35 protein-coding genes are annotated in these 25,984 nt (G+C 43.4%); 2 read left to right on the top strand and 33 right to left on the bottom strand.

All coding sequences use genetic code 11. The features are described 5' to 3' along the window. Positions 1-18 precede the first annotated feature (18 nt). The 22 genes from secY to rpsJ all read right to left on the bottom strand — a co-directional run bounded on the left by secY (position 19) and on the right by rpsJ (position 10,461). Positions 19-1,329, bottom strand: a complete 1,311-nt coding sequence (gene secY, locus AC2HW8_RS02070; protein WP_021883483.1) for a preprotein translocase subunit SecY — start codon at positions 1,327-1,329, stop codon at positions 19-21. Beyond that, positions 1,330-1,773, bottom strand: coding sequence for a 50S ribosomal protein L15 (gene rplO, locus AC2HW8_RS02075; RefSeq protein ID WP_015523203.1), 444 nt, complete (start codon positions 1,771-1,773; stop codon positions 1,330-1,332). 18 nt (positions 1,774-1,791) lie between these two features. After that, the gene (gene rpmD, locus AC2HW8_RS02080; RefSeq protein WP_015523202.1) at positions 1,792-1,962 is read right to left on the bottom strand and encodes a 50S ribosomal protein L30; all 171 of its coding nucleotides are present in this window, start codon (positions 1,960-1,962) and stop codon (positions 1,792-1,794) included. Positions 1,963-1,979: 17 nt separating this feature from the next. Beyond that, positions 1,980-2,477: a 30S ribosomal protein S5 gene (gene rpsE / locus AC2HW8_RS02085; protein ID WP_021883485.1), complete on the bottom strand. Its 498-nt coding sequence runs from the start codon at positions 2,475-2,477 to the stop codon at positions 1,980-1,982. A 17-nt stretch (positions 2,478-2,494) separates the two neighbouring features. After that, positions 2,495-2,854 carry a 50S ribosomal protein L18 gene (rplR, locus tag AC2HW8_RS02090; RefSeq protein ID WP_015523201.1) on the bottom strand — a complete coding sequence of 120 codons (360 nt, stop codon included), beginning with the start codon at positions 2,852-2,854 and terminating at the stop codon, positions 2,495-2,497. 18 nt (positions 2,855-2,872) lie between these two features. Next, on the bottom strand, positions 2,873-3,415 hold the full coding sequence (gene rplF / locus AC2HW8_RS02095) for a 50S ribosomal protein L6 (protein ID WP_015523200.1): 543 nt from the start codon (positions 3,413-3,415) through the stop codon (positions 2,873-2,875). A gap of 15 nt (positions 3,416-3,430) precedes the next feature. Next, positions 3,431-3,829 (bottom strand): 30S ribosomal protein S8, encoded by a 399-nt coding sequence (gene rpsH, locus AC2HW8_RS02100; protein WP_015523199.1) that lies wholly within the window; start codon positions 3,827-3,829, stop codon positions 3,431-3,433. Between the two features lie 19 nt (positions 3,830-3,848). Further along, positions 3,849-4,034 carry a type Z 30S ribosomal protein S14 gene (locus AC2HW8_RS02105; protein WP_021883486.1) on the bottom strand — a complete coding sequence of 62 codons (186 nt, stop codon included), beginning with the start codon at positions 4,032-4,034 and terminating at the stop codon, positions 3,849-3,851. A gap of 12 nt (positions 4,035-4,046) precedes the next feature. Continuing rightward, the gene (gene rplE / locus AC2HW8_RS02110) at positions 4,047-4,586 is read right to left on the bottom strand and encodes a 50S ribosomal protein L5 (protein ID WP_015523198.1); all 540 of its coding nucleotides are present in this window, start codon (positions 4,584-4,586) and stop codon (positions 4,047-4,049) included. A gap of 14 nt (positions 4,587-4,600) precedes the next feature. Further along, on the bottom strand, positions 4,601-4,918 hold the full coding sequence (gene rplX / locus AC2HW8_RS02115) for a 50S ribosomal protein L24 (protein WP_015523197.1): 318 nt from the start codon (positions 4,916-4,918) through the stop codon (positions 4,601-4,603). A 14-nt stretch (positions 4,919-4,932) separates the two neighbouring features. After that, positions 4,933-5,301: a 50S ribosomal protein L14 gene (rplN, locus tag AC2HW8_RS02120; RefSeq protein WP_021883487.1), complete on the bottom strand. Its 369-nt coding sequence runs from the start codon at positions 5,299-5,301 to the stop codon at positions 4,933-4,935. Positions 5,302-5,340: 39 nt separating this feature from the next. Next, positions 5,341-5,598 carry a 30S ribosomal protein S17 gene (gene rpsQ, locus AC2HW8_RS02125; protein WP_021883488.1) on the bottom strand — a complete coding sequence of 86 codons (258 nt, stop codon included), beginning with the start codon at positions 5,596-5,598 and terminating at the stop codon, positions 5,341-5,343. A 17-nt stretch (positions 5,599-5,615) separates the two neighbouring features. Further along, on the bottom strand, positions 5,616-5,819 hold the full coding sequence (rpmC, locus tag AC2HW8_RS02130) for a 50S ribosomal protein L29 (protein ID WP_015523196.1): 204 nt from the start codon (positions 5,817-5,819) through the stop codon (positions 5,616-5,618). Next, positions 5,819-6,238: a 50S ribosomal protein L16 gene (rplP, locus tag AC2HW8_RS02135; RefSeq protein WP_015523195.1), complete on the bottom strand. Its 420-nt coding sequence runs from the start codon at positions 6,236-6,238 to the stop codon at positions 5,819-5,821. Before rplP ends, rpmC begins: the two co-directional genes overlap by 1 nt. Beyond that, complete coding sequence (gene rpsC / locus AC2HW8_RS02140) at positions 6,238-6,909, bottom strand: 30S ribosomal protein S3 (RefSeq protein ID WP_015523194.1); 672 nt, start codon at positions 6,907-6,909, stop codon at positions 6,238-6,240. Before rpsC ends, rplP begins: the two co-directional genes overlap by 1 nt. Before the next feature lie 14 nt (positions 6,910-6,923). Continuing rightward, positions 6,924-7,265 (bottom strand): 50S ribosomal protein L22, encoded by a 342-nt coding sequence (gene rplV / locus AC2HW8_RS02145; protein ID WP_015523193.1) that lies wholly within the window; start codon positions 7,263-7,265, stop codon positions 6,924-6,926. A 20-nt stretch (positions 7,266-7,285) separates the two neighbouring features. Further along, positions 7,286-7,558 (bottom strand): 30S ribosomal protein S19, encoded by a 273-nt coding sequence (gene rpsS / locus AC2HW8_RS02150; RefSeq protein ID WP_015523192.1) that lies wholly within the window; start codon positions 7,556-7,558, stop codon positions 7,286-7,288. Between the two features lie 19 nt (positions 7,559-7,577). Further along, positions 7,578-8,411, bottom strand: a complete 834-nt coding sequence (gene rplB / locus AC2HW8_RS02155; RefSeq protein WP_015523191.1) for a 50S ribosomal protein L2 — start codon at positions 8,409-8,411, stop codon at positions 7,578-7,580. Positions 8,412-8,513: 102 nt separating this feature from the next. Then, positions 8,514-8,807 (bottom strand): 50S ribosomal protein L23, encoded by a 294-nt coding sequence (gene rplW, locus AC2HW8_RS02160; RefSeq protein WP_015523190.1) that lies wholly within the window; start codon positions 8,805-8,807, stop codon positions 8,514-8,516. After that, on the bottom strand, positions 8,804-9,427 hold the full coding sequence (rplD, locus tag AC2HW8_RS02165) for a 50S ribosomal protein L4 (RefSeq protein ID WP_015523189.1): 624 nt from the start codon (positions 9,425-9,427) through the stop codon (positions 8,804-8,806). Before rplD ends, rplW begins: the two co-directional genes overlap by 4 nt. A gap of 16 nt (positions 9,428-9,443) precedes the next feature. Next, positions 9,444-10,076: a 50S ribosomal protein L3 gene (rplC, locus tag AC2HW8_RS02170; RefSeq protein ID WP_015523188.1), complete on the bottom strand. Its 633-nt coding sequence runs from the start codon at positions 10,074-10,076 to the stop codon at positions 9,444-9,446. A gap of 73 nt (positions 10,077-10,149) precedes the next feature. Next, on the bottom strand, positions 10,150-10,461 hold the full coding sequence (gene rpsJ, locus AC2HW8_RS02175) for a 30S ribosomal protein S10 (protein ID WP_015523187.1): 312 nt from the start codon (positions 10,459-10,461) through the stop codon (positions 10,150-10,152). Positions 10,462-10,971: 510 nt separating this feature from the next. Here rpsJ and AC2HW8_RS02180 point away from each other — a divergent pair. Then, on the top strand, positions 10,972-11,487 hold the full coding sequence (locus tag AC2HW8_RS02180) for a cob(I)yrinic acid a,c-diamide adenosyltransferase (RefSeq protein WP_015523186.1): 516 nt from the start codon (positions 10,972-10,974) through the stop codon (positions 11,485-11,487). A gap of 229 nt (positions 11,488-11,716) precedes the next feature. Here AC2HW8_RS02180 and AC2HW8_RS02185 read toward each other — a convergent pair whose 3' ends face one another. The 9 genes from AC2HW8_RS02185 to AC2HW8_RS02225 all read right to left on the bottom strand — a co-directional run bounded on the left by AC2HW8_RS02185 (position 11,717) and on the right by AC2HW8_RS02225 (position 22,478). Continuing rightward, positions 11,717-12,874: a DHHW family protein gene (locus AC2HW8_RS02185; RefSeq protein WP_484327088.1), complete on the bottom strand. Its 1,158-nt coding sequence runs from the start codon at positions 12,872-12,874 to the stop codon at positions 11,717-11,719. A 39-nt stretch (positions 12,875-12,913) separates the two neighbouring features. Beyond that, positions 12,914-14,308, bottom strand: coding sequence for an MBOAT family O-acyltransferase (locus AC2HW8_RS02190; RefSeq protein WP_303806648.1), 1,395 nt, complete (start codon positions 14,306-14,308; stop codon positions 12,914-12,916). Between the two features lie 326 nt (positions 14,309-14,634). Then, positions 14,635-15,624, bottom strand: a complete 990-nt coding sequence (locus AC2HW8_RS02195; protein WP_484327089.1) for a M23 family metallopeptidase — start codon at positions 15,622-15,624, stop codon at positions 14,635-14,637. Positions 15,625-15,935: 311 nt separating this feature from the next. After that, complete coding sequence (locus AC2HW8_RS02200; RefSeq protein ID WP_046431414.1) at positions 15,936-16,157, bottom strand: RDAC family protein; 222 nt, start codon at positions 16,155-16,157, stop codon at positions 15,936-15,938. Positions 16,158-16,169: 12 nt separating this feature from the next. After that, a complete protein-coding gene (locus tag AC2HW8_RS02205; protein ID WP_293642731.1) occupies positions 16,170-17,363 on the bottom strand; it encodes a trans-sulfuration enzyme family protein in 1,194 nt (397 codons plus the stop codon). A gap of 366 nt (positions 17,364-17,729) precedes the next feature. Next, a complete protein-coding gene (locus tag AC2HW8_RS02210; protein ID WP_015523180.1) occupies positions 17,730-18,143 on the bottom strand; it encodes a hypothetical protein in 414 nt (137 codons plus the stop codon). A gap of 11 nt (positions 18,144-18,154) precedes the next feature. Then, complete coding sequence (gene srtB / locus AC2HW8_RS02215) at positions 18,155-20,140, bottom strand: class B sortase (protein ID WP_324506381.1); 1,986 nt, start codon at positions 20,138-20,140, stop codon at positions 18,155-18,157. After that, positions 20,130-21,311: a tRNA uracil 4-sulfurtransferase ThiI gene (gene thiI / locus AC2HW8_RS02220; protein ID WP_484320217.1), complete on the bottom strand. Its 1,182-nt coding sequence runs from the start codon at positions 21,309-21,311 to the stop codon at positions 20,130-20,132. The genes srtB and thiI overlap by 11 nt, the downstream gene beginning before the upstream one ends. 39 nt (positions 21,312-21,350) lie before the next feature. Continuing rightward, positions 21,351-22,478, bottom strand: a complete 1,128-nt coding sequence (locus AC2HW8_RS02225) for a cysteine desulfurase family protein (RefSeq protein ID WP_118101697.1) — start codon at positions 22,476-22,478, stop codon at positions 21,351-21,353. Positions 22,479-22,627: 149 nt separating this feature from the next. Here AC2HW8_RS02225 and spoVAC point away from each other — a divergent pair, with 149 nt between their 5' ends. Then, complete coding sequence (gene spoVAC / locus AC2HW8_RS02230) at positions 22,628-23,083, top strand: stage V sporulation protein AC (protein WP_176790006.1); 456 nt, start codon at positions 22,628-22,630, stop codon at positions 23,081-23,083. Between the two features lie 67 nt (positions 23,084-23,150). On the opposite strand, the gene AC2HW8_RS02235 is transcribed toward spoVAC, so the two are convergent. Both AC2HW8_RS02235 and tuf read right to left on the bottom strand, forming a co-directional pair. Next, entirely contained in the window at positions 23,151-23,915 is a 765-nt protein-coding gene (locus AC2HW8_RS02235) for a zinc ribbon domain-containing protein (protein WP_296177141.1), read from the bottom strand. Positions 23,916-24,716: 801 nt separating this feature from the next. Further along, positions 24,717-25,919 carry an elongation factor Tu gene (gene tuf, locus AC2HW8_RS02240; RefSeq protein ID WP_015523175.1) on the bottom strand — a complete coding sequence of 401 codons (1,203 nt, stop codon included), beginning with the start codon at positions 25,917-25,919 and terminating at the stop codon, positions 24,717-24,719. Positions 25,920-25,984 lie beyond the last annotated feature (65 nt).

The following is a 25,984-nucleotide window of genomic DNA, read 5'->3' on the forward strand; positions in this document are numbered from 1 at the left end:
ATACTCCTTTTTTCTCAATTAGTCAAGAAAACCTTTGTAATGACGCATCATCATTTGTGACTCGAGCTGTTTAACAGTTTCAAGAGCTACACCAACTACGATGATGATTGATGTACCGCCGATTGACATCTGTCCCATTCCGGAAGCAGCGCCGTAGATAAGCGGAATCATAGCGATAACAGCAAGGAACATTGCACCGATTAAAGTGATTCTTGACAAAATCTTTCTGATATAATCAGCTGTCGGAGCACCCGGACGAATACCGGGAACTGTGCCGTTGTTAGCTTTAAGATTGTTAGCCATTTCAACAGGGTTGTACTGAATTGATGTATAGAAATAAGCGAACATTATGATGAACAAGAAATAAAGTACCATGTACAGCCAGCCTGTGGTGCTGAATGCTGCAAAGAATGCACCCCAGAAACCTTCTCCTGCAGGAATCTTGAGGAAGAGGTTGATTGTACTTGGAATTGAAAGAATTGAGCTTGCAAAGATGATTGGAAGAACGCCGCCGAGAGCAACCTTGATAGGAAGGTGGCTTGACTGACCGCCGTACATCTTTCTGCCCACAACACGCTTAGCATACTGAATCGGGATTCTTCTTTCGCTGTCCTGCATGAATGTGATAATCCATACGACAGCAACAAAGAGAACTACCCAGAGAGGTACGAGGAAGAAGAACTGTGTGCTGCCGTTAACAGCAAGGTTCCAGTACTGACCGAGTGTGTTGATAATCTGTGGGAACTGAGCAACGATACCTGCAAAAAGGAGAATGGAAATACCGTTTCCGATGCCGTGGCTGTTGATCTGCTCACCGAGCCACATCATAACCGCCGTACCTGCGGTAAAAACAAGGATGATTACGATAGCAGAGAACCAAAGTTCAAAACCGCTGTTGTAAAGTGTTACCTTGCTGTTGAGAAGGTAGAAGTAATATGCAGTACCCTGAATAATACCGAGACCGACTGTTACATAACGAGTGATAGCACTGATTTTGCGTCTGCCGGCTTCGCCTTCTCTTGCCAATCTCTCCAGAGGAGGAATAGCAACGCAGAGGAGCTGGATGATGATTGAGCTGTTGATATAAGGGGTGATACCCATTGCAAACAATGTTGCGTTGGAGAATGCACCGCCTGAGAGTGTATTCATATAAGAAAGCATTGTGTTAGACCAGTCATCCGGGTTCATAACACTTCTGAGAGCCGCAGTATCCAGGAACGGAACCTGAATAACCGAGCCGATTCTGAATACAACAATGATTAAGAGAGTAAATAAAATTTTCTTTCTTAAATCGGGGAGTGACCAAGCATTTTTGATGGTTTTAAACACTTAGATCACCTCTGCCTTTCCGCCCGCAGCCTCAATTGCAGCTTTAGCTGATTCGGAAAAAGCAGAAACCTTTACTGTAAGTTTTTTGTCAAGCTTACCGTTGCCAAGAATTTTAACAGCATCAAAGCCGTTCTTAACAACGCCCGCATTAACAAGAGCCTCAATATCTACTGTCGCACCGTCTTCAAACTTTCTGTTCAAAGTGCTGAGGTTTACTGCTGCTACAGCTTTTGCAAAAATGTTGTTGAAACCTCTTTTAGGGATACGACGCTGTAAAGGCATCTGACCGCCCTCAAATCCGGGACGGATGCTGCCGCCTGAACGAGCCTTCTGGCCCTTATGACCTTTACCGGAAGTTTTGCCCCAGCCCGAGCCGTGACCTCTGCCGATTCTCTTTGAGTCCTTCTTAGAACCCTCAACAGGAGAAAGTTCATGTAACTTCATTAGTTCGCACCTCCTTGCTTATGCTTCACTAACCTCTACGAGGTGGATGATTTTTGCTACCTTACCCTTAGTCTGAGCGTTATCGGGCTGAGTTGTAACATCACCGATTTTCTTAAGACCGAGAGCGTGGGCGGTTGCAATCTGATCCTTCTTAGAGCCGATAAGACTCTTTACTAACTTAATTGTCATAATTTACAACCTCCCTATTAAAGAATTTCTTTAACGGATTTACCGCGGATTGCAGCAACTTCTTCAGCATTTCTTAATGCGCCAAGACCTGCAAGAGTAGCTCTAACTACATTACAGGGATTGTTGGAACGAAGAGCCTTTGTTCTGATGTCCTTGATACCTACTGCTTCAACAACGGCACGAACAGGACCGCCGGCAATAACACCGGTACCGGGAGCTGCGGGCTTCATAAGAACTCTGCCTGCACCGAACTCACCGATTACTTCGTGAGGGATTGTTGTACCTCTGAGTGAAACCTTCATGAGGTTCTTCTTAGCATCCTCAATACCCTTGCGGATAGCGTCGGGTACTTCGCCTGCTTTACCGATACCGAAACCAACTGTTCCGTTACCGTCGCCTACAACTACGAGAGCTGCAAACTTGAAAATACGACCGCCTTTAACTGTTTTAGAAACACGGTTAATAGTAACTACTCTTTCTTTTAATTCGCCTGTTACTTCTACTGTTTTAGCCAAAGTTATTCCTCCAATCCTTAGAAATTGAGGCCGCCCTCACGGGCGCCTTCGGCCAATTCCTTAACACGGCCGTGATATATGTTACCGCCTCTGTCGAATACAACATCAACGATATTCTTTTCTTTTGCACGCTCAGCAACGAGCTTGCCAACAGCCTTAGCTGCCTCTTTGTTTCCGCCATTGCCTGTGATTTCCTTATCAAGGCTTGAAGCCTGAGCAAGTGTAACACCGGCTACATCGTCAATAATCTGAGCATAGATGTTGCTTGTGGAGCGGAATACGCAAAGACGAGGACAAGAAGCTGTACCGCTGATCTTGCTGCGGACTCTCTTATGGCGTTTTGCGCGTGCCTTTTTTGTATCTGGTCTGCTTACCATTAATTATTCACTCCTTAATTATTTGCCCTTACCGGCCTTGCCTTCCTTGCGGCGGATAACTTCATCAGCGTACTTAATACCCTTGCCCTTATATGGCTCCGGAGGACGCTTTTCTCTTACTTCGGCAGCAAACTGACCAACCTTTTGCTTGTCAATGCCGGAGATGATGATTTTGTTAGGATCGGGAACTTCAATCTTGATGTCCTCTGTATCCTCAACGATAACCTGGTGTGAATAACCAAGGTTCATAACGCACTTGTTACCCTGCTTCTGAACACGGTAACCAACGCCGTTTACTTCGAGAGTCTTTGAATAACCCTCTGTAACACCGATAACCATATTATGGATAAGTGTTCTTGTAAGGCCGTGAAGTGAACGGTTTTCCTTTGCGTCGTTAGGACGTGTAACCTCGATTACATCGCCCTTGATTTCAACAGTCATAGCAGGATTAAACTTGAAATCAAGTGTACCCTTAGGACCTTTAACTGTGATAACGCCGTTGTCAACTGAAGCTGTAACGCCGGCGGGAATATTTATAGGTTTTCTTCCAATTCGAGACATTTATCGCACCTCCTCTTACCAAATGTAAGCGAGAACCTCGCCGCCGATGTGCTGCTTTCTTGCCTCACGATCTGTCATAACACCCTTTGAGGTTGAAATGATAGCGATACCAAGACCCTTCATTACCTTTGGCATATCTTCTGCATTACTGTAAATTCTGAGACCGGGCTTTGATACACGGCGGAGACCTGTGATAACAGGAGTCTTGCCGTCTGTATACTTGAGTGTTACCTTAATAACGCCCTGCTTGCCGTCTTCAATAACTGTGAAATTCTTTACATAACCTTCGTCAACAAGAATCTGACAAATTGACTTCTTGAGGTTTGAAGCGGGAATTTCAACAGAATCATGCTTTGCTGAATTTGCGTTACGGATTCTTGTAAGTAAATCAGCAATTGTATCTGTAATCTGCATTATGCTTTACCTCCCTTGCTTACCAGCTTGCTTTCTTTACACCCGGAATTTCGCCCTTGTAAGCGAGTTCACGGAAGCAAATACGACAAATGCCATACTTACGGAGGTAGGCGTGTGGTCTACCACAGATGTTACATCTTGTGTACTCTCTTGTAGAGAATTTCTGCTTTCTCTGCTGCTTTACTTTCATTGAAGTTTTAGCCACAACAATCCCTCCTTACTTTGAAAACGGTGCGCCCATAAGCTTTAAAAGCTCGCGAGCTTCTTCGTCTGTTGTTGCAGTGGTTACGAAACAAATGTCCATACCACGAACCTTGTCGATCTTGTCATAGTCAATCTCGGGAAAGATGAGCTGTTCTTTGAGGCCCATGTTGTAGTTACCACGACCGTCAAATGAATCAGGGTTGATACCTCTGAAGTCACGAACACGGGGAAGTGCTACATTGAAGAATCTGTCGAGGAATTCATACATTCTCTCGCCTCTTAATGTAACCTTACAGCCGATTGCCATACCTTCTCTGAGTTTGAAGTTAGCAACTGACTTTCTTGCCTTACAGATAAGAGGCTTCTGACCTGTAATAGCAGAAAGGTCTGTGCAGATAGCATCAATTACTTTTGAGTTATCTTTTGCTTCGCCTGCGCCTACATTGATAACGATTTTATCAAGCTTAGGAATCTGCATTGTGCTCTTGTAGGAGAACTTTGACATAAGAGCAGGTGCAACTTCTTTTGAATAATATTCTTTAAGTCTTGCCATATCTTATTTCCTCCTTAAAGTGCTTCGCCGCATTTAGCGCAAACTCTGCCCTTAGAGCCGTCCTCATAGAACTTATGAGCAACTCTTGTAGGCTTTTTGCATCTTGGGCAAACAATCTGAACCTTAGATGCATACATAGCACCCTCAGCCTTAATGATACCGCCCTGCTCGCCCATCTTCTTGGGCTTAACATGCTTTGAAACCATGTTTACCTTTTCTACGATAACTTTGCCTTCTTTAGGGCTTACAGCCATAACCTGACCTGTCTTGCCCTTGTCCTTACCGCTTAATACGATAACGGTGTCGCCTGTTTTAACATGAACTTTACTCATTGTGACACCTCCAATTAAAGTACTTCGGGAGCGAGAGAAAGAATCTTCATATAATCCTTATCACGAAGCTCTCTTGCTACCGGTCCGAAGATACGAGTACCCTTCGGGTTCTTATCTTCCTTAATAATAACAGCTGCATTTTCATCGAAACGGATATAAGTACCGTCTTCTCTTCTGACGCCCTTTGCAGAACGAACAACTACAGCCTTTACAACGTCGCCTTTTTTAACAACACCGCCGGGTGCTGCCTTTTTAACCGAGGCTACGATTACATCGCCAATGTTGGCATATCTCCTTCTGGTACCGCCGAGTACACGAATGCACATAAGTTCCTTTGCGCCGGTGTTGTCGGCAACCTTGAGGATAGTTTGCTGCTGAATCACAGTGTAATTCCTCCTTTACTCAAAGCCGCTAAAATAAACTTATTTAGCTTTCTCAATAATCTCGACGAGTCTCCATCTTTTGTCTTTAGAAAGAGGACGGGTCTCCATAATCTTTACACGGTCGCCAATGCCACACTCGTTGTTTTCGTCATGTGCCTTGAAACGAACTGTACGCTTAACAATTTTGTTGTAAAGCTTGTGCTTTACGCTGTCTTCAACTGCAACGACAATTGTCTTGTCCATCTTGTCGCTTACAACTTTTCCGACAACAGTTTTTCTCATATTTCTTTCACTCACTGTTAAGTCCTCCTCTCTTAAGCTTCAGCGCCGTTAAGTTCCATCTGACGAAGAACTGTTGAAATTCTTGCGATGTCCTTTTTAACAGCACCGATTCTGGATGAGTTTTCGAGCTGATTAACAGCAAGCTGGAAACGAAGATTGAATAATTCTTCTTTGAGTTCAGTGAGCTTTGTCTGAAGCTCTTCTACTGACATATCTCTGAGTTCTGATGCTTTCATTACTGCTCACCCTCCTCTTTCTTAACAAACTTGCACTTGATCGGAAGCTTATTTGCAGCAAGGCGAAGAGCCTCTCTTGCAGTAGCTTCATCTACGCCGCCGAGTTCAAACATAACTCTGCCGGGCTTTACTACGGCTACCCAGTACTCGGGTGAACCTTTACCTGAACCCATTCGTGTTTCAGCAGGCTTTGCTGTAACAGGCTTATCAGGGAAAATTTTGATCCATACTTTACCGAATCTTTTGCAGTAACGAGTCATAGCGACACGGGCAGCCTCAATCTGGTTTGAGGTGATCCATGCAGGCTCTGTAGCCTGAAGACCGAAATCGCCGTAAGTAACCTTGTTACCACGAAGAGCCTTACCTGTCATACGACCTCTGTGAACTCTTCTGTATTTTACTCTCTTAGGTAATAACATTACTTTCTGCCTCCTTCTCTGCGGGGCTTTCTTGACTTAACTTCGTTAAGAACCTCGCCCTTGTATAGCCAAACCTTAACGCCTACTTTACCGTAGGTTGTGTTAGCTTCTGCAAAGCCGTAGTCGATGTCGGCACGAAGTGTCTGAAGCGGAATAGTACCTTCGTGGTACTGCTCTGAACGAGCAATTTCAGCACCGCCAAGACGGCCTGAACACATGATCTTAATACCCTTAGCGCCACGACGCATTGCGTTGCCGATTGACATCTTCATTGCACGGCGGAAAGAGATTCTCTTTTCAAGCTGCTGAGCGATGCTTTCTGCAACGAGCTGTGCATCAAGCTCAGGAGCCTTAACTTCTACGATATTGATTGCAACGGGCTTGCCGAGCATCTTTTCGCACTGTGCTCTGAGCTTTTCAATCTCAGAACCACCCTTACCGATTACAAGACCGGGCTTAGCGCAGTGAATGCTGATTTTAACCTTTTTGCCGTCACGCTCAATTTCAATCTTTGAGATACCGAAGTTGTAAAGCTGAGCCTTCAGAGTCTTACGGAGGTTATAGTCCTCAACGAGTGTAGCACCGAAGTCCTTCTTGTTTGCAAACCAACGGGAATCCCAATCTTTAATAACGCCGACACGGAGACCGTGCGGATTAACTTTCTGACCCATAATCTAACCTCCCCTTAGTCGTCTTCTCTTTCCTTGAGTACGAGGGAAATGTGAGAAGTTCTCTTGTTGATTCTGAACGCTCTGCCCTGTGCTCTCGGACGAATTCTTTTAAGGATGGGGCCTGCTGTTGCATTGCACTGAGCAATGTAAAGCTTGGATACATCCATGTCATGGTTGTTCTCAGCATTTGCCATAGCTGAATTGAGCAGCTTTAAAAGCGGCTCGCAAGCGGCCTTGGGAGTGTGCTTGAGAACAGCTTCCGCATACTTAACGTCTTTGCCTCTTACGAGGTCAAGAACTACATTAACCTTGCGGGGTGAAATACGAACAAATTTTGCATTTGCCTTTGCTTCCATCTGCAATACTCTCCTTCCGCTTATTTGCTTGTCTTTGATCCTGCGTGACCTTTGAATGTTCTTGTCGGAGCAAACTCACCGAGCTTGTGACCAACCATATCTTCGGTTACATATACAGGAACATGTTTTCTGCCGTCATGAACGGCAAATGTGTGACCAACGAATTCAGGGAAAATTGTTGAACTTCTTGACCAAGTCTTGAGAATTCTCTTTTCGCCTGCTTCGTTCATTTCGATAACCCTTTTGAGCAGTACAGGCTGAACATAAGGGCCCTTTTTAGTACTTCTACTCATGTTTTAGCTCCTTTCCGCCTTACTTACCGTTTCTTCTTCTTACGATAAGCTTGTCGCTGCTCTTGTTGTTCTTACGAGTCTTGTAGCCGAGTGCGGGCTTACCCCATGGGGTTACAGGGCCCGGACGACCAACAGGTGACTTACCCTCACCACCGCCGTGCGGATGGTCGTTAGGGTTCATTACAGAACCACGAACAGTAGGACGCCAACCCATGTTTCTCTTACGACCTGCTTTACCGATCTTAACATTTTCGTGATCGGTGTTACCTACCTGACCGATTGTAGCCATGCAGTTTTCAGGAACGTTTCTGAGCTCGCCTGAAGGAAGTCTTAAAAGTGCAAGACCGTTTTCCTTAGCCATGAGCTGAGCCATGTTGCCGGCTGAACGAGCGAGCTGAGCGCCTCTGCCGGGATAAAGCTCTACATTGTGGATAAATGTACCAACAGGGATTGCTGTAAGCGGAAGTGCGTTACCGGGCTTAATATCAGCGTTTGCACCTGCTGTTACCTTGTCGCCTACCTTAAGTCCTTCCGGAGCAATAATGTAAGCCTTTTCGCCGTCTGTGTACTCTACAAGAGCAATGAATGCAGAACGGTTTGGATCGTACTCTAATGTTTTAACTGTACCTTCAACATCAAATTTCTGACGCTTGAAGTCAATAATACGGTACTTTTTGCGGTTGCCGCCGCCTCTGTGACGAACGGTGATTCTGCCGTAGCTGTTACGACCTGCCTTTTTATTTAAAGGAGCAAGCAAGCTTTTTTCCGGCTCAACCTTTGAAAGACCCGAATAATCTGTAACCGACATATTTCTTCTTGAGTTAATGGTCGGCTTATATACTTTAATGGCCATTTGGTTTCACTCTCCTCATGATGGCTTTGCGGGAATATGGCATTTCCCATACATTCTGCCTGAATAATGTTTTTCAGACTCAATACTGAACCTGAGTCAGTATTACATCATGCCTTCAAAAAATTCGATAGGCTTGCTGTCTTCGGTAAGTTTTACGATTGCTTTCTTCCAGCTCTTTGAGTAGCCGCCGTTGTTTCTGCCCTGACGACGGAATTTGCCTCTCATGCTTACTGTGTTTACCTTTGCAACCTTAACGCCGAAAACTTCTTCACAAGCTTTTGCAATTTCAATCTTGTTTGCTGACTTAGCAACTTCAAAGGTATAAATTTTGTTAACTGCGCCGAGCATACTCTTTTCGGTAATAACAGGGCGGATTACAATATCATGAGCTATCATGCATATACCTCCTCAATCTTGCTTACCGCATCCTTAACGATGATAAGCTTGTCAGCATTCAAAATGTCATATACATTAAGAGTGTTTACCTGAGCTGTTTTAACACCGGGGATGTTGTTAGCTGATTTAATAACCTTGCTGTCAACCTCAGGAAGAACAATGAGAGCCTTCTTTTCAGCTCCGATTGCGCTGAGCATTGCAACAATCTTCTTTGTCTTGTACTCGTCCATGCTGATTGAATCAACAACGATGAGCTCGTTCTCCATAACCTTTGAAGAGAAAGCTGACTTCATAGCAAGTCTTCTTACCTTCTTGTTTACGGAAAATCTGTAATCTCTTGGCTTCGGAGCGAATACAACGCCGCCGTGTGTCCACTGCGGAGCTCTTGTTGAACCCTGTCTTGCACGGCCTGTACCCTTCTGTCTCCACGGCTTTTTACCGCCGCCTGAAACCTCTGATCTTGTAAGAGCGGACTGTGTGCCCTGACGCTGTGCTGCGAGGTAGTTAACTACCATCTGATGCATAACAGCTGCATTTGGTTCGATACCGAATACGGACTCGGCAAGCTCGATTGTACCGACATTCTTGCCTTCCATATCTACTACTGCTAAATTTGGCATTTATAATCCCCCTTCCTTAAGCCTTTACGGAATCTTTGATTACAACGATTCCCTTGTTAGGACCCGGAATAGCACCCTTAACAGCGATGAGGTTGTTTTCTGCGTCAACCTTAACAACTGTGAGGTTCTGAACCGTTACCTGTTCTGCGCCGAGGTGACCTGCCATTCTCTTACCCTTCCAAACTCTTGAAGGTGATGAGCAGGCACCGATTGAACCGCCGTGGCGTACGCAAGGACCTGTACCGTGTGATTCCTTAAGACGGTGGAAGTTCCATCTCTTAATAACACCTGCTGTACCCTTACCTTTGCTCTTGCCTGTTACGTCAATCTTGTCGCCGGGGGTGAATACGTCTGCTTTAACGAGATCACCGATGCTGTAAGCGTCTGTGTCTGTAAAGCGGAACTCTTTAAGAGTTTTCTTTGGTGCTACACCGGCCTTATCAAAGAAGCCCTTCATTGGCTTGTTTACCTTGTGAGGTTTAACATCGCCGTAGCCGAGCTGTACCGAAGCGTAGCCGTCGTTTTCAACTGTTTTCTTGGCTGTTACCACGCAAGGGCCTGCCTCAACAACAGTTACGGGAATCATGATTCCCTTTTCATCGAAAATCTGTGTCATACCGATTTTCTTACCGATGATTGCTTTCTGCATAAATTGTATCCTCCTTATAGGTTATTGGTTGGTTTCCCAACATGACCCTGTCTGCTTGTAGGTTGGTATCCGATTATAACTTAATCTCGATATCAACGCCGGCAGGGAGCTCTAAGCTCATAAGAGCCTCGACTGTCTTGTTTGACGGTCTTAAGATGTCGATAAGACGCTTGTGAGTTCTGATTTCAAACTGCTCACGGCTGTCCTTGTACTTATGAACAGCACGGAGAATTGTTACAACCTGCTTCTCAGTCGGGAGCGGAACGGGACCTGAAACTCTTGCGCCTGTGCGCTTAGCTGTTGCCACGATTCTCTCTGCAGACTGATCAACGAGCTGATGATCATAACCCTTTAATCTTATTCTAATCTTTTCCTTGACTGCCATTATCGTCGCCTCCTTAAAAATGTTAGTTGGCGGGCGTTGCTTTTCAAAACTTTTTGAAACTCTGCCGGGTGTTTCCTCACCCCGCATTAAAAAACCCGTTTAACTATTCAGTTAACCGGGAAGTTCTGAAAGCGTTTGAGCGCAGTTATGGCAAAGCAACCCCATTGCCACTCAATCGCTCTGTGTTTCAATTTAATCGCCCGGTTTAAAATCGGACATACTCCACGGAAAAACCGGCTTAATGCCGCAACCTCCCGCTTCATCGCATATCTTGTGCAGTCACACAAACATTATTATAAACGAAATACCGCATTATTTCAACCTTTTCGGCAAAATAAGCGGTATAGAAGTTTTTGAAATATTTTTAATTAATTTTGTTTAATTTGTACATACTCCCGTTTGCCGATTTTATGTTATAATTAGGCAGACGAAAATGTCTTTTCTATACTATTGTATATAAGGGACTCCATTTTGTCAATTGTGCAGTTTTATGAAAAGGAATGACAGACAATGAAACATTTGTATTTTGGTGACGGTAAGGGCAAAACCACAGCCGCTGTAGGAATTGCCGTCAGGGCGGCGGGCAGTAACCTCAAGGTGCTGTTTGTGCAATTTTTAAAAACGGAATTTTCGGGGGAACGCCATGTTCTCAGTCACACCGAGAATGTGACTCTCACGCTCTGCCCCGCCGACCTCAAGTTCACATTTCAGATGAACGAAAAGGAAAAGGCTCAGGCGGCAAAAATTTTCAAGGGTATTTTTGACCACAGTGTCACACTTGCCCTGACCGAAAAGTACGACATGGTTGTATTTGACGAGATTATTGACGCAATCAATGCTGAAATGCTCACCGAATCCGAGGTTGTTGAGTTCATCACCAACGCTCCCTCAAGCATGGAAATCATTATGACAGGTCATAACCCGTCACAAAAAATGATTGACCTTTGCGATTATGTGACCGAGTTCAAAAAAATCAAACATCCCTACGATCGAGGCATCACCGGCAGAATCGGTGTTGAATTTTAATTTTAAGTTTGTGTAGATAGTTTAATTTACAAAAACATAAAACGCTCGAGCGTAGCGCTTATAAAATCGTATCCGACACCACCCGATTTATGGGTGGTTATTTTTTTGCATTGTTTTATGGAGAATGTAGGATATAACGGATTAAAGAATTACAGAGAAACGGCTGTCACTTGACGAAAGTCAATTCATCAGCAACAGCCGTTTTTAATTCAATTGAATATTAAAGAATTTACTTGAGCCATACGATATCCGTATCGGTTGCAAGGTTGTCAATTCCGTAAAGCACAACAACCTGTTCGGGGTTGTAGGTTGTCACAAGGTCTGACACGCTTTCCTTATAATAACGCAGGTCAACCAGAACCACCTTGCTGTAGTTTTCTGCAAGGAACGGTGCAAGACTGTGCGAAAAGCTGTCCTTGATGAGAAGAATTGTGCCGTTCTTTGCATTGGTGTTTGTAATCTCCGTGAGAGCGTGATTGCCGTCAATAAACACGGGGTACTTGTCGTCCTCTTTGAGATGGTCGGTAAAGTACATTGAACCCGAAGTTTTAATATTTGCACCCTCAGTAATTTTTACGGAGATATTCCTGTCGGAATTTTTAGGGTTATTCCAAATTTCGATATTATCGGGCGGAGTGAGCCAAAAACCGCTTGAAGAATATGTTGTGCCGTAAAAGTCGGGGTAGCTGTCTTTTTTCAGGGTTGAATCATCAATCGGAGTAATGCCGAGTGCCTTGCAAAGCTCTTGGTAGCCCGTGTAAGCACCCTTTGTTGTCCAATGGTGGTCGGTTTTGTAGTAAAGCTGACTGCCGTTTTTGTATTCGCTCTTAAAGCGTTCACGCAAATCGACAAATCCGATTTTATCCTTTGAAAGCGTTGAAGAAATCTTGCTTATATCCTCATCATCGTTGTATTTATCGTGGAATGTCGGAAGCACATCATCAACAATATATCCTGTTGACGGAACAAGCATAACCGTTGTCGGAGTGTCAATTGATTTTGCAAAATCCGCAACCGCACCGATATTCTTATCGAGGTTGTTTTCAGTCGAAACAGGCTTGTTGATAAGGTAGCCGTTTTTGCAGCTATACACACCGCTTGCACCGTTGTTACCCTCTGCAAGGGCGGTGTATGCGTTAAGACCTACCCATGTGTTTCTCTGCGGAAACCTGTCGGCAAAGAATGTTTCAAACTCACTGCCGAAATCACCCGAAAGCAATTTTTCGGCTGTAACCTCCGGAAACTTCTGCAAGTATCTTTTTTCGGAAGAGCTGTAGTCGGGTTTCGGAGAAAAGATAAACCACAAAGCCATTCCGTATATGAAAATCAGAAATACAACCGCAGGAATGTATTTTCCGATTTTATTTCTGTTATCAGCAAAACGCATATATATTCACCTGACTTTTTCTAATTGTTCACAGCCGTTTTAAAATCTGAAATAAAGGAACGGGTTGTAGCTCTGATTAACAAGGCTTGCCGTGCTGACAGCAAGAACACCCATACAGTAGAGTGTTTCGGGAATCCACATAAAGCGTCTGTGTTCAAAGCGTGTGTAAAGCATTGTTGCAAGCGGAGTTGACGCAACAGCCGCAATAATAAGCATTGGCAGGTTGCTCATAATAAGATTGAACGCCTGATCGCCGCAAATTCCGTTGCCGAAATTGAAAAGGTCAACCATAAACTCACCGAGCTGTCCGACATCCGTGAAGTAGAAAAGTCCCCAACCGATGATTATGATAAACAGAGTGTAAATGTGCTGAACAAATGACGGCAGTCTGTCGAGAAATTTTTTGAGTACGAATTTTTCAAGAATAAGAAGAAGTCCGTAGTAAAGTCCCCAAAGTACAAAGTTGTATGCCGCACCGTGCCAAAGTCCTGTAAGTCCCCACACGATAAGAAGGTTGAGAATCTGCCTTTTAACGCCCTTTCTGTTACCGCCGAGAGGAATATAAACATATTCTTTGAACCATGTCGAAAGGGAAATATGCCATCTTCTCCAAAAGTCTGTAATCGACTTTGCGATGTAGGGATAGTTAAAGTTTTTAAGAAACTCGAATCCCATCATATTGCCAAGACCGCAAGCCATATCGGAGTAACCTGAGAAATCAAAGTAAATCTGGAATGTATAGGCTATCATACCCACCCATGTTCCGACAACGCCGTTTTCATCGGTTGTTGCAAAAATGTTTGTTGTGAGCGTTCCCATGGTGTTTGCGATAATTACCTTTTTTGCAAGACCGACCATAAAGAGCTTTACACCCTTTGTGAACATTTCAAGCGTTTCACGGCGGTTTACAAGCTGTTCGGCAACATCACGGTAACGGACAATCGGACCTGCAATAAGCTGCGGAAAAAGTGCAACATAAGTACCGAAGTTGATAAAGTTTTTCGACACTGGCGCATCGTCACGGTAAACATCAATAACATAGCTCATTGTCTGGAATGTGTAGAAGCTGATGCCGATCGGCAGGCTGATTTGAAGCTCCGGAATATTGAGAAACGGCAGCATATTGAGCGTTTCGGTTATCATTCCCGTATATTTAAACACCGCAAGAATACCTATATCAAGCACACAGGTAAGAATCAGAAACAGCTTTTTCTTTTTGGCGTCGGCTCTGTATTTGTCAACAAGCCAACCGCCTATATAGTTGAAGAAGATGTTGAACACCATAAGCAGAACAAGCCTAGGTTCGCCCCAACCGTAGAATATAAGGTTTACGATAAAGAGAAAAATATTACGTCCCTGTCTTGGCACAAGATAATAGGCAAGCAAGGTAATCGGCAGATACGCAAACATAAATACAAGGCTCGAAAATACCACTCGTTTTATCCTCCTGCAAATTTAAATTCATAAATTTTTTCAAATACCGTCCTACATATTTTAACTTATTGCTATTTTTCAGTCAACGTACAAATTATATGATTTTTTGCCTGTAAAGAATAAAAGTAATGTTTATGATTTTGTGCTTTTGACAGAATAAATTGTTCTGTTCGGTATTGTTGACATTTCGTGACAAATTTCGACTTAGAGACAAAACACAGACTGCCGTATGACAGTCTGTGTTTTGGAGTAAAGTCATTTGATATTATAAAAATTGCATTGGTCACTTTGTTAAGAATCAGTATTGCCAACAATTGCCAAAGCGTCTATCCTGTTGCACCTGTTTGCAAATCATTATTAACCAAAAACTTGTATTTCCTTGTAAATTCCTTTGTTTCGTTATTACGCACGACTTCGCTCTGATTTTGCTCAACAACGCTTGTTATAGCACCCACATCAATCCATATTTCGTTATTGCTTTCTTTTTGACTCTCATCAAACACAAGCTCAAGTCCGAGATGCAAATGACTTTCGGTTATTCCGTTTGTATTTTCGGTATCGCTGTAACCCGTTCTTCCCACATAACCGATTACATCGCCTGCACAAACCTTGTCGCCCTCTTTTAAGTTTTCTGCAAACGGACGGTTCTGCCTTAGGTGTGCATAGTACCAATAGCGTTTTTTGTCGGCAGAACGGATTCCGATTCGCCAACCGCCGTACCTGTTCCAACCCATAATTTCAACCGTTCCCGACTCAACCACCACGACAGGTGTGCCGACAGCCGCCATAAGATCATGACCGAGGTGCGGTCTTGTGTAGCCGTAGGTTCTGACCGCACCGAAATCATCATAGCAGGAATACGGAAAAGATTTGGCAATCGGTGAAAACCAGCACAAGCCGTAGTCTTTTTCAGTGCCTTTTGAAGTTTCTTTTTCGTAATCACCGACAATTCCCGAAAGTGCCGCACCGTATGCCTGAGAGTAATAGTTGAAATATTTCATATCCTTTGTCAGGTTTTCAACGGTTTCGCCGTTTTTGATTTTGTCGGCAAAATCTGTCATATCGCCATATTTGTACTTTGTAAAATCACCGCCGTATTTCGCACCGAGATACGCAAGCATTGTTATGCAGTCGGTATGCCTGTCGTCATCGTGAGTTTGTATGTCGAGGTCAACGGCATTTTGCAAAGCGTCTTTCGTAACATTAAATTCAACATATTTTATGTAGTTTTTTTGCGTGTCCTTTCCGCCCGTAAACACGACAGCCGACAATGCCGCAAGCATTACGCAAAAAAACACACAGAGCAGTTTTTTCATATCAATCACCGATAATGTATATGAAAAACGGCATACAGTTATTCATTGCGGCTTTGCCGTAAAATGAAAAAAACAGCGGTGTAACTCGCTGTTTCTTCCATATTTTAATTAAAGAGAGAGGAAAAATATATCAAATGAAAATCTTGTAAGCTGTTTAACATGGGTTATCACCACTTATTCTGTCACGCTCGGGCAAGACTTGTTATAAATCAAGCCGTTCTTATGTTGTGACTATATTATATCACGGCAATCGTGACAGAATAATGACAAACAAGAGAATTTTTTGAAAATCTTTTAAAAAAATCTTCTGATTACGCTTTATCTACTGTAAATGTCAATTTATTGTCGGCAATATTGATTTTACCGCCGATATTTGCAAAATAAGAGGTTAAAAATTGATATACTTCGTCCTTCTCTGCTTCATCAAACGAAAAATACTGTCCTCCGCAGGCATCGTGAAAATGTAGATACACTCCGAATTTTTCGTCAAGAATCCTCTTGAATTCAAGCACCTGTGAATATGAAAAATTCATAATAAGCTCTCCTTAAAGCAGGTTTTCTTTTTCAAAAGCCTGTCTTAAATCTTCGATGATATCTTCGGCATCCTCAATACCAACGCTGAAACGGAAAAATCCGTTGTGGAATTCTTCGGGATAAAGATACTGTCTTTCATCGTTTTCACCGAGAAATACGATAAGGCTTTCATCGTGACCGAGTGATACAGCCGATGTGATTACTTTAAGATGTGTAACAAAACGGTTGTAGGTATCGTGGTCGGCTTTAAGTCCAAACGAAAGCACTCCGCCGAACCCGTTTTTCATCTGCTTAACTGCAACATCGTGATTCGGGTGATCCTCAAGTCCCGGATATGCAACAAAGCTTACACCTTTAACCATTTTCAGATAACGGGCAACCTTGATGGCATTTTCGTTGTGCTGTTTCATACGCAACGGAAGTGTTACCGAGCCTCTCATAATCAGCCATGCATTGAACGGGCTGATTGTTGCGCCGAGGTTAATCTGCGACTGCGCACGGATAATGTCGAGGTATTCTTGTTTGCCGATGATTGCACCTCCCATTGCATCACCGTGACCGTTGATGTACTTTGTAAGGCTTTCAACGGTAAAGTCTGCACCGAGTTCAATCGGTCTTTGGTTGAACGGAGAAGCAAATGTGTTGTCAACCGACAAAAGTGCGCCGTTTGCATGGGCAAGCTCTGCAATCTTTTCAATGTCGGAAATTGAAAGAGTAGGATTGCCCGGTGTTTCAATGTGAATGAGCTTTGTGTTCGGACGGATTGCCGCCTTAACTTTTTCAATGTCGGTTGTGTCAACAATTGTTGTTTCAACACCGAATTTGTCTTTGAGAAGTTCATTCAGAAGTCTGTAAACCGCAATATATGTTACGCTTGAAAATACAACATGGTCACCGCTTTTGAGCAATGCAAAGAAAAGTCCCGACAGAGCCGCAACACCGCTTGCAAGAACAACGCAGTCCTCTCCGCCCTCAAGGGACGCAAGCTTTTCCTGAAGATACTGCTGATTTGAACCGCCGTTGCGTGTGTAGAGGTTTTTGCCTGCACTGCTCCAGTTGAGGTCACTCGGATCATATGGGAGTTCATAGCTGTTTGCCATTGTGATAGGTCTTTTGATTGCTCCTGTTTCGCTGTCAACATCATTGCCCGTGTGAACAGCCCTGGTCTGAAATCCGAATTCATCACCAAAATTTCTTTTTGCCATAACTGTACTTCCTTTCTTAGCATGATTTTTATGTGCTTGATTATGTATGTGTTTTATTTCTACTATTCCTATGTATTTAGTATGTTTTAATTATAGCACCATTTTTTGCATTGTCAAGATTAATTTTATAAATGGCGAACACGGTTTGCGACCGCCGCCTATGGCGGATAAAGGGAGCATAGCGCTGTCTGAAATATAGTCGCAAGGCTGCCCCTACTGATTCCATATAAAACAAAAATTGCATCAGAACCTTATTCGGGCATCTGATGCAATCTTTTTATCTAACTATCTTCTCGAATTGACAGCGGTGGCACACCGCCGACTGTAATTTTACATTTTCAATTTTCAACTTTCAATTCGCAATGCTCATTGCATTACCGAGTTTGCCATAATATATTTTCTGAGCGGTCCCTGCATAATGGATTCAATCTGCTCGGGTTCATCGGGCAGAAGAATAAGAATCTGATTTGCGGCTCTGACAACATATCCGTCATCGCCGTTTTCATTTTTCAGCTTTTTGCAGTCATTAACAGGGGTTTCACACAAAGCACGGGAAATTATGCTTTTTATTCCCTTTTCATCGTCAAATCCGAGTCCGCCGACAACGAAAACCGCATTCAGTTTTTTGAAAGCGTCTGTAAGTTCATTTCCGAGTTGTTCGGAATCGGTTGCAAAGCAGGTTTTGACGAGTTCAAGGTCAAGCTCGGAAAAGGATTTTTGCAAAGCTCTTTCGCAAAACGAAGTTTTGCGAGCAGCGAAAAATACAAGCCTGCAATTCATTTTCCGTCCTCCTACTGTGCGTTTGCGTATTCGGGTTTCAGCGTTGCCTTGAATTTTGGTGCAATGCTCAAATTAGCCGTTACCTTTGTATAGTCATAGGTGGTGTCCCAGCCCTCAAAGGTGTAGGTATAATACTCATCACTCGGTTTTTTCGGTACGGTCTTAGGCACAACCGCCGACTTGCCGTACTCAACCTTTTGCGTTGACAAAGCTGAACCGTCGTAGTTAAGGAAGGTTACATTGCAATAAACCTTTGCCTTTGTTGTAGGCTGTGGCTTTTGTGTTACAACCTGACCTTTTGTATCTGTTGCGGTTGTAGCCTCGGTTTTCTTGGTTACCTTTTGGTTCTTAAAGCTGTAATCGCCGTCATACCAGGTAATCTGACCTTTCTTGTAAGCTGTGTCAAAGTCTGTGACGGTAGGTCTTGTACCGCCGTAGGATGAGTAATAAACCTGCGGCCATACTGCATTCTTATTAAGCGATGCCTTTGAAACATCAACCTTTGTTGACTCGCCCGCTCTTACCTTTCTTGCAACAATAACCGTTCTGAAGTTTGTGAACTCATACGAACAGGTTGAAAGTGTTACAAGCTCATCGTCCTCGTTTACATCAACAGGACAATTAAAGAGTGAACGAACACGGACATTGTAAACATAGTTCATAAAATCCTTGTCATTTTCAAAGTCGCTTATCATGTAGTTGAAGAAATCGCCGTGTGCGGTAAGAGTGTTTGTCTTGAACACGGAGATAATCTTATAAGTACCTTTGCCCTTTGGAGTGTCAAAACGGAAGGTCGGAACTTCTTTATAGAAATCGAGATCCCCCGTTGTTCCGCCGAACTTCATAAGATCACCGAACATTGAACCGTCCTGAATGTGGTGAGAGTGAAGAACAAGGTTCTTGCCGTCTGTACCCTTTGTTGAACGGTAGTCAACAAATACGCTGCCGAAGCCGTCCCACTCATTCTTGTAGTTGTGGTTAAGGTAATACTGTTGCGGTGTGCTGTCTGCCTTATGCCAAAGAACGGGGTAGTCAATGTGGGTATCCTTCATCTGAATCCAACCGACAATTTCATCGTTGATTTTCAGAAGTTTATCCCAATTGATTGTGTCATCCTTTTTCTTTTTGGGTGTTGTTTCACCGTCATCAACGCTGTGAGCAATTCGCTGAATTTCTCCGTTAAGCTCGGCATTTCTCAGGCTGAGGTAAATCATATTGTAGAACAACAGCGAAAGCGCCGTAAGAAACACGAGAAACGAAACAATTACAACGCATTTTCTTGTAACTTCCTTTGAACCGTCACCACGCATAGGAATGAAGTTGTTGACAAAGCCTGTCTTTGCCGGAACAAATTCCCTGTCGCTGAAACCGTTAGGATAGTCAATTGCGGAATTTTCAAAGTTTGACTTTGCTCTTATGCAGGCAAGACAAACCATATCTTCGGGATTTTCACCGGCAAGAGCCGACTTTGGAAGAACGGCAACCTGAATACCACGGTACATAAAGCAGTAGCCACGATAGCCGTTGCCCATATCTTTAAGACTGAAAATTCTTGACTTTTTACGGAACATTCTGTACTTGTCCTCGAGCTGTTCCATCTCTTCCTTGTCTGCCTTACGCTTTTTGGCATCGAGAAAATCAAGATTTCTCTTTCGCCAATAGTCCTTCGGCACAGGAGTATTCTCATACTTCTCGGATGCCGCAACAACCTCGGCAAACTTTTTGCGGAACGATGTGCTGTCCTTTGTTGTAAGAGCCTCTGCAATCACAACCTGATCAGGCGCTTTTTTGCTTTTCGCAAGCTCGTTAAGTGCAGAAATTATTTTAGAATATGAAGGTGAAACGCTTTTTACTTTGGTTACGGAAAAGCCGTTTTGTTCAAGCTTTTTTGCAATTTCACCGCTTGTTTGAGAAAGGTCAGCGGAATTTTTGCCCGTTAAGGAAAAAATCTCAACATCCATATCAATTCCCCTTTCAATCGTTTGATTATTCATCATCAGCCGAAATTCTTGTAACTTTTAGGTTCTGAAGAGCCTCCTCAACAAGAGGTCCGAAGTTCGGCTTTTCCTGAGCCTCTTTTACATATTTGAGAACAGGTCTTGTACGGGGATGCTTTGGTGTGAACACGGTACAGCAGTCCTCATACGGCTCAATTGATATATCATAGGTATCAATCTTGTAGGCAATGTCAATAATCTCCTGCTTATCCATACCTATGAGCGGTCTGAACACGAGCATATCGGTCGCCTCATCTGTACACGAAAGCGCACCGATTGTCTGGCTTGCAACCTGACCGAGGCTTTCGCCTGTGATGAGTGCCTGACATTCGTACTTTTCGGCAATCTTTTCTGAAATCTGCATCATCAGGCGTCGCATAATGATTGTGAAAAGTTCCTCGGGACATTCATCCTTGATTTTCTCCTGCAGCTTTGTAAACGGCACAGTGTACATAACCATATCGCCTGCATATCTGCTGACTCTGCGGAGAAGTCTGACAACCTTGTCTTCGGCTCTGGGGCTTGTGTAAGGCGGACTTGCAAAGTGAATTGCAGTAAGTCTGATACCTCTTTTTGCCATCATATAAGCGGCAACGGGAGAATCAAGACCTCCGCTGATGAGAATTGCGGCTCTTCCGCCTGTGCCGACCGGAATACCGCCTGCTCCTCTTACCGGCTCACCGTGAACATAAGCGCCGAAGTCACGGATTTCAACATTTACAACAAGGTCGGGGTTGTGAACATCAACTTTGAGATGCGGAAACTTTGAAAGGATTTCACCGCCGACCTCTCTGCAAATTTCGGGAGATTTAAGCGGAAACTTCTTGTCGCTTCTCTTTGCCTCAACCTTGAAGGTTTTTATATTTTTAAGCTGATTTTCAAGATATTTCAGAGCGGTTTCAAGAACGGATTCGATTGTTTTTTCACAAACAGCAGCTCTTGAAAAAGCGATAATTCCGAACGCCCTTGAAACGATTTCGCAAGCCTTTTCAAGATCTGCGTCATCATCAAGCGGTTTTACATAAATTGTGGACTGTGCGGATGTAATCTCAAAATGGCCTGCACTCTTTAATGCGTGTTTGAGGTTCTTTTTGAGGACATCTTCAAATGAACGGCGGTTAAGTCCCTTAAGAACAATTTCGCCGTCTTTCAAAAGTAAAATTTCCTTCATAAAATGTATTCCTTTGTTTTAATATGTATTCATACGATTTTATTTGTGAGCAAGGGTTTTCAGTCCCTTTTCAATACCGTAACAAAGTGCGTCGATATCTGCCTCTGTGTTAAATTTTGAAAAGCTGATTCTCAGTGCACTGTCGGCTCTGTCACGACCGATATTCATTGACTCAAGCACATAACTCGGTTTGCCCTTTGCACAGGCACTTCCCGAGGACACATAGACCTCAAGATTTTCAAGAAAATGGAGCATGGTTTCGCTCCTGACCTTTCCTGCCGAGATATTCAGCACATACGGAAGTGCGTTTTCGGGGGAGTTGAGGCTCACACCGTCAATTTTTAATAGCTTATCCTTTGCGTAGCTGTTAAGCTTTGAAACATAATCGTAATTTTTATCTATGTTAAATTCACCGCAGGCAACACCCATTGCGGCAATCAACGGAATTGCCTCTGTGCCGGGGCGAAGTTTTTTCTCCTGTTCACCGCCGTAGTGAAGCGGAACAAGCCGTACACCCTTTTTCACAAAAATCGCACCCACACCCTTCGGGGCATGGATTTTATGACCGCTCACGCTGATTAAATCCGCATGAAGCCTTGACGCAGAAAGCGAGATTTTGCCGAACGCCTGAACGGCATCCGTGTGGCAGATTACATCGCTGTTCTTCGCCTTTACGGCAGAAAAAATATCCGTAACATTCATAATTGCGCCCGTTTCATTATTGACGCACATTACAGACACAAGAATTGTGTTTTCGTCAACATTTTCAAGCACATCTTCCTTGTGAATTGTGCCGTCCTTACGGGGCATAATGTAGACAACATCAAAGCCGTTATCCTCAAGTTTTTTTGCGGATTCCATAATACTGCTGTGTTCAACGGCAGACACAACAATCCGCTTTCCTCTGCGTTTTTTAGCCTCGGCAACACCGAAAATTGCAAGGTTATTCGCCTCTGTACCGCCGCTTGTAAAATAGATTTCGTCGGCAGTTGCACCAAGCTTTCTTGCAACCTCTTTTCGAGCCTTTACAAGCTCCTGCTCTGCATACATTCCACGCAAATGGAGTGACGAAGGATTGCCGTAATTTTCGGTCATTATCTCAAACGCTTTTTCTGCCGCCTTTTGCGACACCTTCGTAGTTGCGCTGTTATCGAGATAATGCTCCATTACTTTACCCTCATTTCGTTTTACATAGCTGTACATATTAATAAGTATACTACAACAGTCAAAAAAAATAAAGTGATAATTCAAACATAATTGAAATTTATACGGCAAAAATATATGTAAATTAATTAACGGTGCAAAGGTGGCATTTTATGATTTCAAAAAAAGAATATAGCACGATTGTGAAAAATAATTCACCGAAAAGTAAATGTTTTGTGAACGGAACTAAGGCATTTTTCATCGGCGGTTTCATCTGCCTTATAGGGCAAGTTTTGACCGACAGCTATTCAATGCTTGACCTCAGCAAAGATGATGCAAAAACGCTGACATCGGTAACGCTGATTTTCATAGGAATTTTGCTGACAGCAATCGGTGTTTACGATAAAATCGCCAAGCATGGCGGTGCGGGTACGCTTGTGCCGATTACAGGTTTTGCAAATGCTGTTTCATCGCCTGCAATCGAGTTTAAATCCGAGGGATATGTTGCCGGACTCGGCGCAAAGCTGTTCATCATTGCAGGACCTGTCATAGTTTACGGTGTTACCGCATCTGTTGTTTTCGGTGCTGTTTTATGGGTACTGCATATGTTCGGGATTACCTTATTCTGACTTTTCAATAATTACAACTGCAAAAAGAGGTGTCGCAAACGCTGACACCTCTTTGTCTGTTATGTTGTTATCTTTTCTTGTACAAAACAAGCTCCGGATTTTTAAGATTTTCCTCATAAGTTGAAATCAGGATGAAATCGGTATTTGCAACAATGCCGAAATATCTGTCACCGCCGAACTCACATTCAAGCTGATTGCCGAGATATGTTGCGTTGTCATCCAAAAACTTAACCGTGTTGCCGTTCGGAAGTCTGTATTCCAAATTAACAAATTTTCCGACAAGCGCATTCAGCTTTGTAAGCTTTGGCATACCGTCAACATTTAAGGCATTTATCTCATCAATCAGAACATTTTTAAATTCCTCAAAAGCCTTGTTTCCGCCGAGTTCCTTATATCTTTTCCAATAGTCGAGCTTCGGGAGTGTTCTCAACAGATACTCACGCACCTCTTTTTCGGAATGTTCCTCGTTTGCCATATTTTTGACGCAGACATCAATCAAATCATCCATATCGCTGTACATATAATTTCCGTCGGCATAACACCACTTGCAATAATCTTCATTCATAAAGCCGTCTTTCTCTCTGCTGATAATCTCATCTTCCAACGGCATACCGCAACATTGACAAATGAGTTCTCTCGGAGAACCGAGCAAGGTATTGATTGACACATTATAAAGCTTTGAGAGAAGTTTTAATGTTTCCGTATTCGGAACTGTGTCGCCGTTTTCCCAACGAGAAACAGCCTGTCTTGTTACAAACAGTTTTTCAGCCAACTCATCCTGAGAAAAGCCCGATTTTGTTCTTAATTTCAGTAAAATTTCTTTTGTATCCATAGCCGTCACCTCTTGCGTATATTATAATGCAGAGCGTGATTTTTCACAAGCAACTTGCTGTTGCACGGCGAGCCGGCGAACCGCCGTACTCAATTCGTGTAGATAGTTTGATATATAAACAGCTATATTTCCCGAGCGTAACATTGCTATAGTTTTTCCCACCCGACAATGGCGAGCCGCCGTTCCCAATTCGTGAAGTAGGGGTGCTCATTGGGCGCCCGCCTTGATGAATGAGGTTGTTTTATAAAAATATTTTGATGTGATGGATGTTATGTGTAAACTGTAGCGGCGAACCGTGTTCGCCATTTGTTTTGGTTGTACAACCAAAACAAGCAAACCAATTTTGCAAATATTTACAAACATAAATTTCATATAACAAATGATTTGTATTAAGTCGAACCGATTTTGCAATCGGTTCGATTGGCGATCGCTGATCGCCACTACAGGTGAACAATGACTTTGTGACATTTATATGTTTTACATTCATCATAATGTATGTACTATTACCTGCGGGAGAACACGGTTCTTCCCTACAAAATAGCAACAACTTACATTTTACCTAATTCGGGCATTGGAATTGTTACTTTATCAAACTAACTACTCGAATTGGGGACGGCGGCCCGCCGTGCGGGCGTCCGATGAACGCCCCTACGAGATTGTGCCATTATAGAATTTGTTTTAACATATAATTTGTGATATTACCTGCATAAGGATGATATCTGCCCCTACAAAAAACACAAAAAGAGCCGATACAAATGTATCGGCTCTGAATGTTAGAAAATAAACGATAATCGGTTAAAATTATTCGTTAATAGCGATAACTGCGCCTGAACCTACTGTTCTGCCGCCTTCACGAATAGCGAAACGAAGACCAACTTCGATAGCGATAGGAGTGATAAGTTCAACGTCCATTTCAACGTTATCACCAGGCATGCACATCTCTACGCCCTCTGGGAGTGAGATTGTACCTGTTACGTCAGTTGTTCTGAAATAGAACTGTGGACGATAGTTGTTGAAGAATGGAGTATGACGGCCACCTTCGTCCTTAGTAAGAACGTAAACCTGGCCACGGAACTTTGTGTGTGGGTGAATTGTACCTGGCTTAGCAAGTACCTGACCTCTCTGGATTTCAGTTCTCTGAACACCACGGAGAAGAACACCTACGTTGTCGCCTGCTTCAGCGAAGTCAAGGGTCTTTCTGAACATTTCAAGACCTGTAACAACAACTTTTCTCTTTTCGTCTGTAAGACCAACGATTTCAACTTCTTCACCAGTCTTAATCTGACCTCTTTCAACTCTACCGGTTGCAACAGTACCACGACCTGTGATTGTGAATACGTCCTCAACAGGCATAAGGAATGGCTGGTCAGCCTTACGGTCAGGAGTTGGAATATACTCGTCAACAGCGTCCATAAGCTCGTGGATGCACTTGTACTCAGGAGCGTTAGGATCCTTAGATGTGCTTGTAAGAGCAAGGTAAGCTGAACCCTTGATGATTGGTGTATCATCGCCCGGGAACTCATACTCGTTGAGGAGGTCACGGATCTCCATCTCTACGAGCTCGAGAAGCTCAGGATCGTCAACCTGGTCAGTCTTGTTCATGAATACTACGATGTAAGGTACACCTACCTGACGAGAAAGAAGGATGTGCTCTCTTGTCTGTGGCATAGGACCGTCAGCAGCTGATACAACGAGGATAGCGCCGTCCATCTGAGCAGCACCTGTGATCATGTTCTTTACATAGTCAGCATGGCCTGGGCAGTCAACGTGTGCATAGTGACGCTTGTCTGTTTCATACTCAACGTGAGCTGTGTTAATTGTGATACCACGCTCTCTCTCTTCAGGAGCCTTATCGATGTTAGCGTAATCAACGAAATCAGCATCGCCTTCGAGGTTGAGAACCTTTGTGATAGCAGCAGTAAGTGTTGTTTTACCATGGTCAACGTGGCCGATTGTACCAATGTTAACATGGGGCTTATTTCTTTCAAATTTTTCTCTTGCCATTGGAAATTTCCTCCTTATTGTTGTAAAAAGAATTTACAATAGATTTAATCATATTGTATCAATTT

It is taken from the genome of Ruminococcoides sp. (genome assembly GCF_057037865.1).